This window comes from Aquabacterium soli, from assembly GCF_003933735.1.
Lineage (GTDB): Bacteria > Pseudomonadota > Gammaproteobacteria > Burkholderiales > Burkholderiaceae_C > Aquabacterium > Aquabacterium soli.
This window is the reverse complement of sequence record NZ_RSED01000014.1, coordinates 53,712-69,917: the sequence shown is the minus strand read 5'-3', so window position 1 is coordinate 69,917 and position 16,206 is coordinate 53,712. Positions and strand designations below refer to the sequence as shown.

Genomic DNA, 16,206 nt, shown 5'->3' with positions numbered 1-16,206 from the left:
TCCTTCAATGACAATGTTCTCCCGCCCCATGCAGGCTCACCCCTCCGCCCTGACGACCCTGTGCACAGCGTGTCTGGCGGCCCTGATGTTCAGCGGCTGCGCGAACACCACCCGCGTCGCAGCACCCGAGCCCGACCCCGTGCCACTGAGCTTCAAGGAGATCGGCCCGTGGCAGCAGGCAGACGCAGGCACTCAGGCTGTCACGGTGCCGGACCAGTGGTGGCAGTTGTTCAACGACCCTGTGCTCGACGACCTGCAAAGCCGCCTGGTGGTCGGCAACCAGAACCTGCACGCCGTGCTGGCCCAGGTGACGCAGGCGCGCGCCGCGCTGAGCAGCAACCAGGCAGCGCGCCTGCCCACGCTGGGGCTCAATGCCTCTGCCACCCGAGGTGACAGCCTCAACAGCGACAACAGCGGCAGCCAGCCGCCGCGCAACACGGTGTCACTGTCTGGCACGGCAGCATGGGAGCTCGACCTGTGGGGGCGGCTGTCACACGGCGTGGAAGGCGCACAAGCCAGTTACCAGGCCAGCCTTCAGGACCTGGCTGCAGCGCGCCTGTCGGCCCAGTCCACGCTGGCCCAGACCTACTTTGCCCTGCGCACGGCCGAGGCCCAGCAGGCACTGATCGAGCGCAGCATCGCGGTCTACCAGCGCTCGCTGGAGCTGACCCAGGCTCGCCACCAGTCTGGCGTGGCCCCGCTCACGGACGTGCTTCAGGCACAGACCCAGTTGCGGACAGCCCAGGCGCAAGGCATCGAGGCGGGCGCTCAGCGGGCACAGCTGGAGCACGCCATCGCGGTGCTGCTGGGGCAAGCCCCATCGACGCTGAGCCTGGCGGCCACGGCCGGCCTGCCGGAGGCGCCCACGGTGCCTTCCCTCCTGCCATCCACGCTGCTGGAGCGGCGCCCGGACATCAATGCGTCGGCCCAGCGCGTGCGCGCAGCCTACGCACAGATCGGCGTGGCCCGGTCCGCCTACTTCCCCAGCATCACCTTGGGTGCCACGGCCGGGTACCGGAACAGCGCGCTCGAAGGATTGCTCAGTGCGCCACACCGGTTCTGGTCCCTGGGGCCCGCCCTGGCCCTGGCGCTCTTCGATGGAGGGGCCCGGCGTGCAGCCACGGAACAAGCCCAGGCCAGCGCCGACCAGGCCACCGCCAACTACCGCCAGACCGTGCTCAACGCGTTGCAGGAGGTCGAAGACAACCTGGTGCTGACCGCCCGGTTGCGCCAAGAAGCCGATCTGCAACGAGAGGCCCTGGGCTTTGCCTTGCGCAACCTGGAGATCACGCAGGATCAATACAGGGTCGGCACGGTCAGCTACCTCAACGTGGTCACGGCCCAAAGCACCGCGCTGGTCAGCGAGCGCACCTTGCTGGATGTCCGGGCACGCCAGCTCACCGCCGCCAGCCACCTCCTGCGCAACATCGCCGGCCGATGGGATCCGGCACAGGATGAACGATTGGCCGCCAACGGCCAGTGAAGATGGCCGCAGGCACGCGTCTCAACCTGCTGCCTGACCAGCCGGGCTTTCAGCGGGCAGGTCCGGATCATGGACGTCCGCGCCCGATGCCGGATCATCCGCGTCACCACCCAGCAGGCCATGCCGCTTGAGCTGCGTTCGCAGCATGTTGCGGGTGATGCCCAGGCTTCGCGCCGTGCGCACCTGGTTCTGCCCGCACAGGCGATAGGCCGTGTGGATCAAGGTGGATTCCACCAGATTGAACAGGTCACGCCGGCCTTCGGCGATCAACTCGCTCCAGGCCTGGGCCAGGCGATCAAGGGGCGCAGCATCGTCTGCAAGAGCACGGCCACCCGAGCCAACGCCAACGCCAACGCTTGCGGCATCGGCTGGATGGCGCGTCACGGCCCCACCGCCGGCGGTCGGGGCCAGGCCTCCTCGTCCCCACGCGGCCTGCGAGGCTGCGCCCTGCTGCAGTGCAGCCTTTTCGACTGGCGCACCCAGAGGCACGAGCTTCAGGTCCTCCGTGCGGATCACGTGATCCCGGCAGACGATCAGCGCAAAGTGGATGACATTCTCGAGTTCGCGGATGTTGCCCGGCCATGAATAGGCCAGCAGGGCCTGCTGCGCCTCTTCACTGAGTTGCACCTCGGCCAGGTCCAGCCGCGATCGGTACACGGCGATGAAATGCCACGCCAATGGCAGGATGTCGGCCCGCCGCTCTCGCAGCGGCGACAGGCGCACGGTGGCCACACTCAAGCGGTAGTACAGATCGGCACGGAAATGCTGCGCCTCGACGGCGCGCGCCAGGTCGATGTTGGTGGCCGCCACCAGGCGCACATCGAGCGCAATGCTGCGCCGCGATCCCAGGCGAACCACCTGGCGCTCCTGCAGCACCCGCAGCAGTTTGACCTGCAAGGACATGGGCAGATCACCGATCTCATCAAGGAACAGGGTGCCGCCATGGGCCGCCTCGAACCAGCCCGCACGCGCCTGCGACGCCCCCGTGAAGGCGCCCGACTCATGTCCGAACAGTTCGGCATCGATCAGGGTTTCGCTGAAGGCACCGCAGTTGACGGGCACGAAAGGCCCGGTGCGTCCACTGGTGGCATGGATGTGCCGTGCGATCAGCTCCTTGCCCGTGCCGGTTTCACCGGTGATCAGGGCCGTGGCTTCACTGCGGGCGATGCGTTCCACATGCAACAGCAAGGCCTGGGAGCCTGGATCGTGGAAGACCAGCGCCTTGGCACGGATGGACAGAGGCGCGGCAGGGGATTCCGGCAGGGTCAGCACAGTGTCCAAGGCGGGGCCTTCCGTGGGCTTTGGGGGCGGTGTTCTGGGAAAGACGAGACCTTAAGACAGTTGTCCGCAATACGGAACTGCGTTTTCTGAGCTTGGAAGGGTATGTGCGCGAATGGCACTAGCTCATGCGCTTTGCACCATATGCGCAAACCGCGGAAGCATCTCCGCAAACATTTGTTGGCGACATATGGGGCCCTGGCTATCGTTCAGCCCATCGGTTCACACCGGCTCAATGACAAACAGAAGATCACCATGAAGATCATCGGCCTCTCCGGCAGCCCCACCGCCGTTTCGCGCTCCGGCTGGTTGCTGCAGCGATTCCAGGATCTGCTCACGGCCCAGGACGGCCCCTTGCTGCAGCTGGACAGCCTGCGTGCCCGCGACCTGCCCGCCCAGGCCTTGCTGCACGCCGATTTCAGCGACATCACTTTGCAGGATGCCCTGGCCCGAGTGGCAGCGGCAGACATCGTCGTGATCTCCACGCCCATCTACAAGGCAGCCTACAGCGGTCTGCTCAAGGTGTTCCTGGATCTGCTGCCGCAGGATGGTCTGCGTGGCAAGGCCGTGGTGGTGCTGGCCACGGGGGGCAGTTCGGCCCACCTGCTGGCGGTGGACTACGCGCTCAAGCCGGTGCTCTCGGCCCTGGGTGCCCGCGAGATCGTCGACACCGTCTACGCCACCGATGCGCAACTGCCGCGCCATGAAGCGCACGGTTACGCCAGCACGCCAGACATCGATGAGCGCCTGGCCCGTGCTGCTGGCCATCTGCACCGCCGCCTGGCCGCCGTGCCCAGCCTGCACCCCTTGCCCGCCACGCTCAATTCCTTTCCGAAGCAGTCTGCACCGCAACACCCCTTGCCCGCGGGCGTGCGCATCAGCGCCTGAAGCCGGATTCATCACAGCCATCAATGCAGTCATCAATACCACGACAGGAGACCTTCTCGATGCAACGCACTCACACCCGCCGCGCGCTGGCCCACAAAATCAGTCGCTGGACCGTGGCCGCCGCCCTCGCCACCACCAGTGCGTTCACTGCCACCACGGCCTGGGCGCAAAACACCACCGTGCGCATCGGCTTCCAGAAGTACGGCACGCTGACCGTGCTCAAAGCCAAGGGCGACCTCGAAAAGCGCCTGGCCCAGATCAAGGTGGATGTACGTTGGGTGGAGTTCCCCGCCGGTCCGCAACTGCTTGAAGGCCTCAACGTCGGCTCCATCGACTTCGGCACCGTGGGCGAAGCCCCACCCATCTTCGCGCAGGCCGCCGGCGCCGACCTGGTCTACGTGGCCAACCAGCCCCCGGCCCCTGAAGCCGAAGCCATCGTCGTGGCCAAGGGCTCGCCCATCAAGAGCGTGGCCGAGCTCAAGGGCAAGAAGGTGGCCTTGAACAAGGGCTCCAATGTGCACTACCTGCTGGTCAAGGCGCTGGAAAAAGCCGGAGTCAAGTACAGCGACATTCAGACCGTCTACCTGCCACCCGCCGATGCGCGCGCCGCCTTCGAGCGTGGCAGCGTCGATGCCTGGGTGATCTGGGATCCGTTCCTGGCCGCGGCCGAGAAGCAGATCGGTGCCCGCGTGCTGACCGATGGCAAGGGCCTGGTCGCCAACACCCAGTTCTACCTGGCCTCGCGCCCCTACGCCGAGAAGAACCCCCAGGTGGTCAAGGCCATCATCAACGAGCTCGAGAAGCTCGATGTGTGGGCCGCCAAGAACCCGGCCGCCGTGACCGACGTGCTGGGCCCGCAGATCGGCCTGGACCGTCCCATCACCGAGCTGGCCGTGAGCCGCTTCGCCTACGGCATCCAGCCCATCAACGCCAAGACCGCGGCCGAGCAGCAAAAGATCGCCGATGCCTTCCAGGCCCTCAACCTGATCCCCAAGCCCATCCGCATCGTTGACGCGCTGCCACCGGGCGTCGCCAAGTAAACCAACCATCCACCCGCGGCGCCACGCTGCGGGATCATCAACACACAGGGACTTCACCATGCCGAACCAACGCACCTTCCTCGATGCCAGACGTCGCATGTTGGGCACCACCGCCGCGCTGCTGGGCCTGAGCACCCTGCCCCGCTGGGCCCTGGCAAACGAGGCCGCCCCGCCGCTGCTGCGTGTGGGCTTTCAGAAGAGCTCGGTCAACCTGGTGATCCTCAAGCAACAGGGCGCACTCGAAAAGCGCTTTCCCAACAGCAAGGTGCAATGGGTCGAGTTCCCGGCCGGCCCCCAGATGCTCGAAGCCCTGGCCGTGGGCAGCCTGGAGTTCGCCATGACCGGCGATTCGCCGCCCGTGTTCGCCCAGTCCGCCGGCAAGGATCTGTATTACGTGGGCGCCGAGCCGCCCAAGCCCCTCAGCTCGGGCATCCTGGTCAAGGCCGACTCGCCCTTGCGCACGCTGGCCGACCTCAAGGGCCGCAAGATCGCCTTCCAGAAGGGCTCCAGCGCGCACTACCTGACCGTGCGTGCGCTCGAGAAGGCCGGCATCTCATGGTCCGATGTCACCCCGATCTGGCTGGCACCTGCCGAGGCCCGTGCGGCGTTCGAGCGCGGCAGCGTCGATGCCTGGGCCATCTGGGACCCGTTCTACGCCGCCACCGAGGTGGACGTGAAGCCACGCGTGCTGACCAATGGCGTGGGACTGTCCAACAACAACTCCTTCTACCTGGCCTCCAAGCCGCTGGTGGAGCAGCATCCACAGACCGTGAAGGCCCTGTTCGATGAGCTGACCCGCGCCGATGCCTATGTGCAGAGCCACCGCAAGGAAGCCGCCCAACTGGTGGCTGATTTCAGCGGCCTGGGCCTGGCCACGGTGCACCGCTTCATCGCACGCCGCCCGGTGTCGCCCGTCAAGCCGATGTGGCCCGAGGTGATCGCCGACCAGCAGCGCGTGGCCGACGCCTTCTTCAAGCAGAACCTGATCCCCAAGTCGGTCAAGGTGGCCGACATCGTCTGGAAGCCGGGCCGCACCGCCTGAGCACCTTCTTTCCAAACACCTCATTCCTGCAAGGACACGACCATGAAGATCCTCTGGTTCATCCCCACCCACGGCGATTCGCGCTACCTGGGCACCACCAAGGGCGCCCGCGCCGCCACCTTCGACTACTTCAAGCAGGTGGCCGTGGCCGCCGACAGCCTGGGCTACGAAGGCGTGCTGCTGCCCACCGGCCGCTCGTGCGAGGACTCGTGGATCCTGGCCGCCAGCCTGATCGACGTGACGCGCCAGCTCAAGTTCCTGGTGGCCCTGCGCCCCGGCATCATCCAGCCCGCGCAGACCGCCCGCATGGCCGCCACGCTGGACCGCATCTCCGGTGGCCGCCTGCTGGTCAACCTGGTGACGGGTGGTGATCCGGAAGAACTCGAAGGCGATGGCCTGTTCCTGCCGCACTCCGAGCGCTATGAGCTATCGCGCGAGTTCCTGACCATCTGGCGTGAAGTGCTGGCCAAGAGCCACGATGGCGAGGCCGTGGATTACGACGGCAAGCACCTGCAGGTCAAGGGCGCCAAGCTGCTCTACCCGCCGATCAACAATCCGTATCCGCCCGTGTTCTTCGGCGGCTCGTCGCCCGAGGCGCACGACCTGGCCGCCGAACAGCTCGACACCTACCTGACCTGGGGCGAGCCACCGGCCGCCGTGGCCGCCAAGGTGGCCGATATCCGCGAGCGTGCTGCCAAGCACGGCCGCACGCTGAGCTTCGGCATCCGCCTGCACGTGATCGTGCGCGAGACCGAGGACGAGGCCTGGCGCGCTGCCGCAGAGCTGGTCTCGCACCTGGACGAAGCCACCGTGAGCGCCGCGCAGAAGAAGTTCGCGCAGATGGACTCTGTCGGCCAGCGCCGCATGGCCGAGCTCAACAAGGGCAAGTTCAACAAGGACAACATCCGCGAAGGGCTGGAAGTCTCGCCCAATCTGTGGGCGGGCGTGGGCCTGGTGCGCGGCGGTGCCGGCACGGCCCTGGTGGGCGACCCACAGCAGGTGGCCGACCGCATCAAGGAATACGCCGACCTGGGCCTGGAGTACTTCATCCTGTCGGGCTACCCGCACCTGGAAGAAGCCCACCGCTTCGCCGAACTGGTGTTCCCGCTGCTGCCCCTGGATGTACAGAAGAAGCTGCCTGGCAAGACCTTGACCGGCCCGTTCGGCGAGATCGTGGCCAACAGCTTCGTGCCGCCCGCGGCCAAGCAGACCTCGGCCAGCTGACCCTCGCAGCACAGGAGTTCCCATGAGCCTCGCCCTGTCGACCTGGCGTCAACGCTTCGACCTGAAGAACGCCCTGCCCTGGGTACTGCCCGTGCTGCTGATGGCCGTGTGGGAGCTCAGCGCCCGCACGGGGTGGCTGTCCACCCGGGTGCTGCCCGAGCCCCTGGCCGTGATCCAGGCAGCCACCCGCCTGGCCGTGAGCGGCGAACTGTGGGAGCACCTGTGGGTGAGTGCCGCACGTGCGCTGATCGGCCTGGCCATCGGCGGCGGGCTGGGCCTGCTGCTGGGCCTGATCACCGGCAGCCTGCGCTGGGCCGAGACCTTCCTGGACACCACCTTGCAGATGGTGCGCAACATCCCGCCGCTGGCCTTGATTCCTCTGGTCATCCTGTGGTTCGGCATCGACGAGACGGCCAAGTTGTTCCTGGTGGCGGTGGGTGTGTTCTTTCCGCTCTACCTCAACACCTTCCACGGCATCCGATCGGTGGACCCGGGCCTGATCGAGATGGCGCGCAGCTATGGCCTTCGCGGCTGGCAGCTCTACCGCCAGGTGATCCTGCCGGGTGCCTTGCCCTCCATCCTGGTCGGCCTGCGCTTCTCACTGGGCCTGATGTGGGTGCTGCTGATCGTGGCCGAGACCATCTCGGCCCAATCGGGCATCGGCTACATGACGATGAACGCCCGCGAGTTCCTGCAGACCGATGTGGTGCTGGTGGGCATCCTGCTCTACGCGTTGCTGGGCAAGCTGGCCGACGTGCTGGCGCGCGGCCTGGAGCGCGTGGCCCTTCGCTGGCATCCGGGCTACCAGCCCGCCTCGACCTGATCCCGGACATTGAGCACCATGAGCACAACGCTGACAAACCCATCTCCTGTGGCGACAGCTGCCGGCACCGTGCTGGACATCACGGCGCCGAAGCGCCGCACGCCCGAGCACACGCCTGCGGCCCAGGCATCCGGCAGCACACACGGTACGGCCGTGGCACTGCGTGGTGTGGCCAAGGCCTATGGACCACGGCAGGTGCTGCAGAACATCGACCTGGACATCGCCCCCGGCGAGTTCGTGGCCATCGTGGGCCGCAGCGGCTGCGGCAAGAGCACGCTGCTGCGGCTGCTGGCCGGGCTGGACGGCATCAGCGCGGGCCGCATCGACCTGGACGGCCAGCCGCTGCGCCCGGACCATGTCGCCGACCAGGGCCTGCGCCTGATGTTCCAGGACGCACGGCTGCTGCCCTGGAAGAAGGTGGGCGAGAACGTAGCCCTCGGCCTGAGCGGCCCTGATGCACGCCAACGTGTGCTGCAGGCGCTCACCGCCGTCGGCCTGGCCGAGCGCATCGACGAGTGGCCCGCCCGTTTGTCGGGCGGACAACGCCAGCGCGTGGCCTTGGCCCGCGCCCTGGTGCACCGCCCCCGCCTGCTGTTGCTCGACGAGCCGCTGGGCGCGCTGGACGCGCTCACGCGCATCGAGATGCAGCAGCTGATCGAAGGCCTGTGGCGCGATCACGGCTTCACCGCCGTGCTGGTCACGCATGACGTGGCCGAGGCCGTGGCCCTGGCCGACCGCATCCTGTTGATCGAGGACCATGTGGTGGCGCTGGACGAAGCCGTGCCGCTGCCTCGCCCCCGCCACCGGGGCCACCATGCCTTCGCCGCCCTGGAAGAACGCATCCTGCAGCGCGTGCTGCAGCAGCCTGACCTGGACGAGGGTCACCCAACCCTGCCCGGAGCTCTGCCGGAAACCATCCCCAACGTCGGTCAGGTGCGTTGGGCCGTCTAGGCGGTCCGCCTGCACAACCACTGCATATCCGTTTTCATCAGGGCAGACTGCAATTTCATTGCTTCACGCCCAGGGCCCGGCTGGCTAGTCTGAACCCCGACCCAATTTTTTACACCAGACACAGAAAGGCACATCACATGACCATCACCGCGATCAATGTCCGTAACCAGTTCCGGGGCAAGGTCAAGGAAATCGTCGAAGGCCCCGTGGTCTCCGAAATCGACGTGGAGACCCCGTCGGGCCTGATCGTCACCTCCGTGATCACCACCCGCTCCGTCAAGGAACTGGGCTTGGTGGTGGGCAAGGAGGTCATCGCCCTGGTCAAGTCCACCGAGGTGTCCATCGCAGCCCTGTGAACAGCCCAGCAGCCCCGCCATGGGCGGCTGCTGATGCAGCACATGCAGGTGCAACAAAGCCCGGCCACCGTGAGGTGCCGGGCTTTGTTCTTGGTGGGAAGATCTGCGGTCGGGGGCCTCGCGGGCCCCACAGAACTCAGCGTGCGGGTGTCGTCGTCACCGGCCGGATCACCAGGAAGGATTGGGCCTCGGCCGAGCCGGCATTGCGGATCGACAGCGCATCCGTGCCTTCGAACTGCAGCGATTCGCGTGGATGCAGGGCGTGCACCTGGCCATCGACCAGTACCTCCAGCACGCCACGGGCGACGCTCAGGTGCACGCGGCGCGCGTGCGCAGGTGCAGACCATGCCATCGTCGCATCGGTGGCCAGGCGCAGCTCATAGAACTCGTCGCCCTGGCCGTCGTGGGCCTGGTGCAGCGGGCGCAGCTCGCCCTCGCCACGCGAAAGCAGCGCACCCGTGTCTGCTGCCGGGCGGATCACCAGCACGCGCGATCCATGGTGGGCCTCGAGGAACCAGCTCACGGAGACCTTGAAGGCCTGGGCCACCTGCCACAGCGTGCGGATGCTGGGCACGCTCTTGCCTTGTTCGATCTGGCCGAGCATGGCGCGCGAGACACCACTGTGCAGAGACAGCTCATCGAGCGACCAGCGGTGCTTCTTGCGCAGCCAGCGCAGGTTGGTGCCGACCAGGGCTGACACGGCGCCCTCGCTGAGGGCCGGACGGTGCCGTGGTGTGGCCGCCGGTGGTGTGCTGTGCGCCAAAGGCTGCCAGCCCCCAGGAACGGGAACGGGGGGTTTCTGTTCGGCCAACGCCGCGCCGGTGGTGCTCATCTTGCCTTCTTTCCTGCATGGCCCGGCGTGATCGCGGGGTCACTCGGACGATACAAAGGCAGGACAGGAAGGAAAACGATGGAATTCGCATGCACTTGCTCGGATTATGCATTTAGTGCGTGTTGGGTGGGGCCACGCATGTGCGAGAGATTGAGCGGCCCAGCGTCAGCCTTGCCTGACAGGCGTGTGCGGCGAAGGCTGATTGCCCCGATGCTGGCCCGGCCCCAAGCTTCATGCGGTCGTCGCTGAGCACGACATGAGCCACTTCACCGCCCAATGGAGACAAGAACATGGACTGCAGCAAACACACGAGCCTGGCGGATGCCCACATCAATATCCACCAACTGTTTGATGTGGTGTGCTGGGCAAGGTATTTCGGCGTGGCGCAGGGCCAGATCCGGGCGGCTGTGGCCGCCGTCGGCAATCGTGCCTCCAGCGTGGCGGCGTTCCTCCAGGCGGTCTGAAGCCTTGGTGCGTTCTGCCAGGTTTCTTCCTGTACCTTCCACGGCTGGCGCACCCCTTGTGCGCAGCCCGATGAAGGTGATACCCCGATGATGACTTTGACGGCCCGCTACTTGCTGGCGCTGATCGCGCTTGTCATTTACCAAGCCCTGCCAACCGCTGCGCTGGCGCAGCAGGATCGGCCGGTTGACGCGGCCGCCCTGCTGGAAGAGGCCAGAAAGGACATCGGCGCAGTTCGAGCTGCCCCACGCGAGTCCATCTCTGACGCTCAGCTCAATGAGCTGAGGAGCCGGGCGCTCGCGGCGCAGGCAAAGGCAGACAAAGCCGAGGCCGACATGGCGCCGAATCTGGCGGATGTCACGGCCCGGCTGGCAGAGCTTGGAACGCCCACGCCGGGAGCAGCGGAGGCAGCCGATGTCGCGGCCCAGCGCAAGGAGCTGGCCCGTACACAGGCCACCCTGGATTCACAGGTCAAACTGGCGCGTCTGCTGTCGCTCGAAGCCCAGCAGGCCGCCAAGGCCGTGGTTGCCCAACGCCGTCAGCAGTTTGGGGAGCGGCTGAGCGAACGCACACCCTCCCCGCTCAGTGCCACGTTCTGGACCGACCTGAAGCGCGAGCTGCCTGCCGATGCCGCAAAGCTGCGCCAGTTCACCAGCGCCCTCGTGCCCGCCATCGCATCGGTCTCGGTTCCTGTCTGGATCGGCATGGTCGTCCTGATGGCGGCGATCGTGGCAGGCCATGTCGTCCTGCGACGGGCCCTGGTGCGCGTCGCCTCCAATCGCATCCCCCCGGGGCAACTGCGTCGATCGATGCACGCGCTGGGCGTGGTGCTGTTGTGGGTGCTGACGCCGGGGCTCATGGCCCATGTGGTCTCTGTCGCCTTGAGCACCGTGGAAACAGCCCCGACCGATGCCATCGCCCAATTGACGGCCCTGGAAGGCATCATCTGGTTCGGCGGATTCACCTATGGTCTCGGCACGGCCTTGCTGATGGCAGGAAGTCCGTCCTGGCGACTGCCCAGCATCTCCGACGAGCTGGCCTTGAGGCTGAAGTGGTTTCCACTGGCGCTCGCGCTGGCCAGCGTGGTCGGTTGGTCATTGGCACGCGTGGCGCTCACCATCGAAGCCAGCCTGGCCGCCACCGTGGCGCTCAATACACTGATGGCTTTGAGCTACATGCTCATCGCCCTGGCGGCGCTGCTGAGGCTGGGCCGGGGCCGTCAGCCTGATGGCAGCTCAGTTGATTCCGCAACTTCCAGCGAGACGGCTTCCGCGGCACCGGAGGCCTCTGTGCCGGTGTGGGTCGCGGTGCTGCGCACAGCCGCATGGGGGTTGCTGGCCGTGACCTTCGGCGCCCTGCTGCTGGGTTATGTGGCGTTCTCGGCGTTCATCTCGAACCAGTTCGTCTGGTGCCTGATCATCGGCGGCGCCGCCTACCTTCTGGCGGTGGTCGTCGACGATCTCTGCCGCTCACTTCTGGGCAACACCAAGGCGGGCCAGGCCGATGGCAAGGAGCCGGCGGCGCAAGAGGAAAAGACCGACTACCTCGCCAGAACGCGCGCGCAGGCCGCTGTGCTCGTGTCGGCCATCGTGCGGGTCGGCATCTACTTCCTGGGCCTGCTGCTGATCCTGGCGCCTTATGGCGAAGGCCCCCTTGAGCTGCTCAACCGCGCCGGTCGCATCAACGAGGGGCTGTCGATCGGTGAGGTAAGCCTGAAACCGGGCGCGCTGCTTCAGGCCGCACTGCTTCTGGTGCTGGGCCTGGCGGCCGTCCGCCTTTTCAAGCGCTGGCTGACCGACAGGTTCATGCCCACCACGCAGATGGACGCGGGCATGCGGATGTCCATCATCACGCTGTCGGGCTACGCGGGCACGGTGGTCATCATCGCGCTGGCGATATCGGCCGTGGGCATGGGGCTGGAGCGGGTGACGTGGGTGGCCAGCGCCCTGTCGGTGGGCATCGGTTTCGGCCTCCAGGCCATCGTGCAGAACTTCGTGTCGGGCCTGATCCTGCTGGCCGAGCGCCCCGTCAAGGTGGGCGACTGGGTGTCTGTCTCCGGTGTCGAAGGAGACATCCGAAAGATCAACGTTCGGGCCACCGAGATCCAGATGGGCGACCGCTCCACGCTCATCATCCCGAACTCCGAATTCATCACCAAGATCGTCCGCAACGTCACCTACAGCGACAACATCGGTCTGGTGCAGGTCAAGCTGCCCATGCCCTTGAGCACGGACACCAAAGCGGCCCGGGAGGTGCTCATCGAGGCCTTCAGGAGCCACCGCGGGGTGCTGTCCACGCCCGCCCCCACGGTCCAGCTCGAGGGCGTCACCGATGGGCGCCTGGTGTTCGTCGCCACCGGCTTCGTCAACTCGCCCAGGGCCGCAGGCAACGTCAAGAGCGAACTCCTCTTCGACATCTTCGAGAAGCTGAGGGCCGCTCACATCACCCTGGAACAGCCCGCGGCGATCGTCATGAAGCCGAGCCCGTAGACGCGGTCAGTCGTGGCGGAAACCGGCCAGCGGCAGGCGTGTACGGCACAAGGCGAAGAACTCGATCAGGCCCCACAGCACGGCACAGCCCAGTGCGGCGGCCCGCAACATCGGGCGAGAACGTCGAGAGGGCTGGGTCATGGTGGACATGGCGGGTGGACTTGTGCGCAGGCTAGGCAGGCCGCATGACAACACCATGACAGTCCACACGCCATTTGGCCTATGCACCCCTGTCGCGACACTGTCACGCAGCGACACTAAGGTCGGTCGATCAAGACCCTCCCGTGCCGCGTGACCCGCGTATCGCCCTCATCCCTGCCCGACATCGACGAACTGCGCCGCCTGGTCGACGAAGGAGGTGCCCACCTGGACACCCAGGTGGTCTGCGAGGTCGAGGTGCGCGGCCAGCGGATGGAGGTGCATGCCATCACCATGGGCCGCGGCGGGCCGGATGCGCCGGCGGTCGGCTTCTTCGGCGGCGTGCATGGCCTGGAGCGCATCGGTGCCGAGGTGGTCATGGCCTACCTGGGCAACCTGGTGCACCGGCTGGCCTGGGACGGGCTGCTGCACGAACAACTGGCGAACCTGCGCCTGGTCTTCATGCCGCTGGTGAACCCTGGTGGTCTGTGGCTGGGCACGCGCGCCAACCCGCAGGGTGTGGACCTGATGCGCAACGCGCCGGTGGACGCCATCGAGCCCGTGCCCTGGCTGATCGGTGGCCAGCGGCTCAGCGCCACACTGCCCTGGTACCGCGGGCAGCCCTACATGCCGATGCAGCCCGAAAGCGCCGCCCTGTGCGCCGTGGTCGAGCGGGAGCTGTTGCCACGACCGTTCAGCATCGCCGTGGACTGCCATTCCGGCTTTGGCGTGCACGACCGCATCTGGTTCCCGTATGCACACACCAGCCTGCCCATCGAGCACCTGGCGGAGCTGCATGCCCTGCGTGAGATCTTCGACCAGGCCCACTGCTACCACCGCTATGTGTTCGAGCCGCAGAGCCAGCAGTACCTGACCCACGGCGACCTGTGGGATCACCTGTACCTGCGCTCACGCCTGCACCACGAGCAGAACGTGTTCCTGCCGCTGACACTGGAGATGGGCTCGTGGCTGTGGGTCAAGAAGAACCCCCGGCAGCTGTTCAGTCGGCATGGCATCTTCAACCCGCTGATCCGCCACCGCCAGGAGCGCGTACTGCGCCGGCACATGGGCCTGCTCGACTTCATGGCGCGGGCCGCCTGCAGCCACACGCGCTGGAGCCCGGAGGGGGGTGAGCGTGTCCGCCACCGTGAGGCGGGCCTGGCCCACTGGTATCCCGCCGATCATCCCGCGCGCATGAAAGGCTACACGGCATGAGCGGCACCTGGGTGCTGTTGCGTGGCCTGACGCGCGAGCAAGGCCACTGGGGCGGTTTCATCCCCGCCCTGGCACAAGCCTTGCCGCCGGGCTGCACCTTGCTGAGCCCCGACCTGCCCGGCAATGGCACGCTGCATGCGCAGGCCAGCCCCGACAGCGTGCAAGGCATGGTGCTGGCCGTGCGGGGCGCGCTGGCATCGCAGGGCCATGCACCGCCCTACCACCTGCTGGCCATGTCGCTGGGCGCGATGGTGGCCATCGAGTGGGCTCACCTGCACCCCGAGGAGGTCGGGGCGTGCGTGCTGATCAACACCAGCGTGCGGCCTTTCAGCCGTTTTTGGGAACGTCTGCGGCCCGTCAACTACCTGCGCATCCTGAGGCTGGCCTTGGCCCGCCCCGACCCGCTCATCCTGGAACGCGCGGTGATGCGCATGACCACGCGCCACCCGCCCGCACCAGACGCCACGCTGGCGCACTGGGTGGCATTGCGCCAACGGCACCCGGTGACGCTGCCCAATGCCTGGCGCCAGTTGCGCGCAGCCATCCGCTACCGGGCGCCGGACCAGGCGCCTGCCGTACCCCTGCTGGTGCTCTACAGCGGCGCCGATGGCCTGGTCAACCCGCGCTGTTCCGAGGCCCTGATCCGCCGATGGGGCGCGCCATCGCAGCGCCACCCCACGGCCGGCCACGACCTGCCCCTGGACGATGCGGCCTGGGTGACTCAACAGGTGCTGACGTGGTTGATCTGCCAAAAACTGGACGGCCCCTCATGAGGGCCGGGGCACCCCGCTTGGCAAGGGTGCGCCAAAGGCCTATGCTCGACGGACCACCCGCGATCTGCTGCAGACCTCAGGAGACACCACGATGAGCCTGCCCACCCACCCCTGGCACCAGTTGTGGACCCGCAGCCTGGACGCCACCACCGGCGTCGCCGGCTCCGCCGAATCCCTGCCCGGCCTGACGGCGCAGTGGTGGGAGCATTCGATGCAGGCCTCTCAGCAGTGGTGGAGTTGGTGGTTCGCTGCGTTCATGCCCCCGGGCGGCTGGGGCGCGCAGGACAAGGCCGGTGAGGTAGCGGCGCCACCGGCCGCCGAAGCCGTGCGTCGCGAGCCTGCCCGCCGCACCCCAACCCCGACCGCATCGGCGGCGCCAGATGCGCCGACCCGCCGCCCGAAAGCGGCCGCCAAGCACGCGCGCAAAGGCTGACCGCCCGCCGGTTCACGCCAGGCTCAATCCAGCGAGACACCGTCCACGAAAGCCAGCAGCTCGCCAGGCTTGAAAGCCTGCCAGTCCTCGTTGTCTGTCAGTGGCTGGGTGGCCACCAGCGCCACCCGATCCTGAGGACCCGTCACCTGGGCAAAATCCACCGTCACATCGTCATCCTGCAGCCGCGCCTGCGCGAAGGGATGCTGGCGGACCAGGTGGTGCAGCTTGGTGGAGCAATGCGCCCACAGGGCCTGGCCGTTGCTCATGATGAAGTTGAAGGTGCCGAAGCGGGCCACCTGGGGCACCAGCTCGCGCAAGGTGCGTGTCAGCTCTTCAGGGGTGGGCACGCTGGCGTGGCTCTTGGCCATCTCCTGCAGCAGCCAGCAGAAGGCGCGCTCGCTGTCCGTGTCGCCTACCGGGCGGAAGGCGGCGTGCAGCAGCGGGTCATAGCCTTTCAGATCCCCGTTGTGCGCGAACACCCAGTAGCGGCCCCACAGCTCGCGCGTGAAGGGGTGGCAGTTCTCCAGCGCCACGTGGCCCACGGTCGCCTTGCGGATGTGCGCGATCACATGGGTGCTTCGGATGGGGTACTGGCGGATCAGGTCGGCCACCGGCGACTGGTCTGCCGCCTGGGCGTCCACGAAGCAGCGCACGCCCCGGTTCTCGAAGAAGGCGATGCCGAAACCGTCCGCGTGTTCGCTGGCACGCTTGGAGAAGCCAGAGAAACTGAAGACGATGTCGGTCGGGACGTTGCAGTTCATCCCCAGCAACTCACACAT

17 protein-coding genes are annotated in these 16,206 nt (G+C 67.0%); 13 read left to right on the top strand and 4 right to left on the bottom strand.

What is annotated here, in order from left to right; translation table 11 throughout:
- The first annotated feature begins 7 nt into the window (after positions 1–7).
- Positions 8–1,483: an efflux transporter outer membrane subunit gene (locus EIP75_RS16895; protein WP_233584919.1), complete on the top strand. Its 1,476-nt coding sequence runs from the start codon at positions 8–10 to the stop codon at positions 1,481–1,483.
- 21 nt (positions 1,484–1,504) lie between these two features.
- On the opposite strand, the gene EIP75_RS16890 is transcribed toward EIP75_RS16895, so the two are convergent.
- A complete protein-coding gene (locus EIP75_RS16890) occupies positions 1,505–2,764 on the bottom strand; it encodes a sigma-54 interaction domain-containing protein (protein WP_125244458.1) in 1,260 nt (419 codons plus the stop codon).
- Positions 2,765–3,016: 252 nt separating this feature from the next.
- On the opposite strand from EIP75_RS16890, the gene ssuE reads away from it, so the two are divergent.
- The 7 genes from ssuE (at position 3,017) to EIP75_RS16855 (ending at position 9,085) form a co-directional block, all read left to right on the top strand.
- A complete protein-coding gene (ssuE, locus tag EIP75_RS16885; RefSeq protein ID WP_125244457.1) occupies positions 3,017–3,649 on the top strand; it encodes an NADPH-dependent FMN reductase in 633 nt (210 codons plus the stop codon).
- Between the two features lie 59 nt (positions 3,650–3,708).
- Positions 3,709–4,689: a sulfonate ABC transporter substrate-binding protein gene (locus EIP75_RS16880; protein ID WP_125244456.1), complete on the top strand. Its 981-nt coding sequence runs from the start codon at positions 3,709–3,711 to the stop codon at positions 4,687–4,689.
- 58 nt (positions 4,690–4,747) lie between these two features.
- Positions 4,748–5,731 (top strand): sulfonate ABC transporter substrate-binding protein, encoded by a 984-nt coding sequence (locus EIP75_RS16875; protein WP_125244455.1) that lies wholly within the window; start codon positions 4,748–4,750, stop codon positions 5,729–5,731.
- Between the two features lie 42 nt (positions 5,732–5,773).
- Positions 5,774–6,955, top strand: a complete 1,182-nt coding sequence (ssuD, locus tag EIP75_RS16870) for an FMNH2-dependent alkanesulfonate monooxygenase (protein WP_125244454.1) — start codon at positions 5,774–5,776, stop codon at positions 6,953–6,955.
- Positions 6,956–6,977: 22 nt separating this feature from the next.
- Positions 6,978–7,778: an aliphatic sulfonate ABC transporter permease SsuC gene (gene ssuC, locus EIP75_RS16865; protein WP_125244453.1), complete on the top strand. Its 801-nt coding sequence runs from the start codon at positions 6,978–6,980 to the stop codon at positions 7,776–7,778.
- Between the two features lie 18 nt (positions 7,779–7,796).
- Positions 7,797–8,729 carry an ATP-binding cassette domain-containing protein gene (locus EIP75_RS16860; RefSeq protein WP_125244452.1) on the top strand — a complete coding sequence of 311 codons (933 nt, stop codon included), beginning with the start codon at positions 7,797–7,799 and terminating at the stop codon, positions 8,727–8,729.
- A gap of 137 nt (positions 8,730–8,866) precedes the next feature.
- The gene (locus EIP75_RS16855; protein WP_125244451.1) at positions 8,867–9,085 is read left to right on the top strand and encodes a TOBE domain-containing protein; all 219 of its coding nucleotides are present in this window, start codon (positions 8,867–8,869) and stop codon (positions 9,083–9,085) included.
- A gap of 136 nt (positions 9,086–9,221) precedes the next feature.
- Here the strand turns inward: EIP75_RS16855 and EIP75_RS16850 are convergent, their stop codons facing one another.
- Positions 9,222–9,917 carry an XRE family transcriptional regulator gene (locus EIP75_RS16850; protein WP_125244450.1) on the bottom strand — a complete coding sequence of 232 codons (696 nt, stop codon included), beginning with the start codon at positions 9,915–9,917 and terminating at the stop codon, positions 9,222–9,224.
- Positions 9,918–10,207: 290 nt separating this feature from the next.
- On the opposite strand from EIP75_RS16850, the gene EIP75_RS16845 reads away from it, so the two are divergent.
- On the top strand, positions 10,208–10,381 hold the full coding sequence (locus EIP75_RS16845; RefSeq protein WP_125244449.1) for a DUF3606 domain-containing protein: 174 nt from the start codon (positions 10,208–10,210) through the stop codon (positions 10,379–10,381).
- Between the two features lie 87 nt (positions 10,382–10,468).
- The gene (locus tag EIP75_RS16840) at positions 10,469–12,868 is read left to right on the top strand and encodes a DUF3772 domain-containing protein (protein ID WP_125244448.1); all 2,400 of its coding nucleotides are present in this window, start codon (positions 10,469–10,471) and stop codon (positions 12,866–12,868) included.
- Between the two features lie 6 nt (positions 12,869–12,874).
- Here EIP75_RS16840 and EIP75_RS24350 read toward each other — a convergent pair whose 3' ends face one another.
- A complete protein-coding gene (locus EIP75_RS24350; RefSeq protein WP_199758623.1) occupies positions 12,875–13,018 on the bottom strand; it encodes a hypothetical protein in 144 nt (47 codons plus the stop codon).
- A gap of 141 nt (positions 13,019–13,159) precedes the next feature.
- On the opposite strand from EIP75_RS24350, the gene EIP75_RS16835 reads away from it, so the two are divergent.
- From EIP75_RS16835 to EIP75_RS16825, 3 genes are all read left to right on the top strand, one after another.
- Positions 13,160–14,221 (top strand): M14 family zinc carboxypeptidase, encoded by a 1,062-nt coding sequence (locus EIP75_RS16835; protein WP_125244447.1) that lies wholly within the window; start codon positions 13,160–13,162, stop codon positions 14,219–14,221.
- The gene (locus EIP75_RS16830; RefSeq protein WP_125244446.1) at positions 14,218–14,994 is read left to right on the top strand and encodes an alpha/beta fold hydrolase; all 777 of its coding nucleotides are present in this window, start codon (positions 14,218–14,220) and stop codon (positions 14,992–14,994) included. The genes EIP75_RS16835 and EIP75_RS16830 overlap by 4 nt, the downstream gene beginning before the upstream one ends.
- A 91-nt stretch (positions 14,995–15,085) precedes the next feature.
- The gene (locus EIP75_RS16825; RefSeq protein WP_125244445.1) at positions 15,086–15,427 is read left to right on the top strand and encodes a hypothetical protein; all 342 of its coding nucleotides are present in this window, start codon (positions 15,086–15,088) and stop codon (positions 15,425–15,427) included.
- 23 nt (positions 15,428–15,450) lie between these two features.
- Here the strand turns inward: EIP75_RS16825 and EIP75_RS16820 are convergent, their stop codons facing one another.
- On the bottom strand, positions 15,451–16,206 hold the full coding sequence (locus EIP75_RS16820) for a class II glutamine amidotransferase (protein WP_125244444.1): 756 nt from the start codon (positions 16,204–16,206) through the stop codon (positions 15,451–15,453).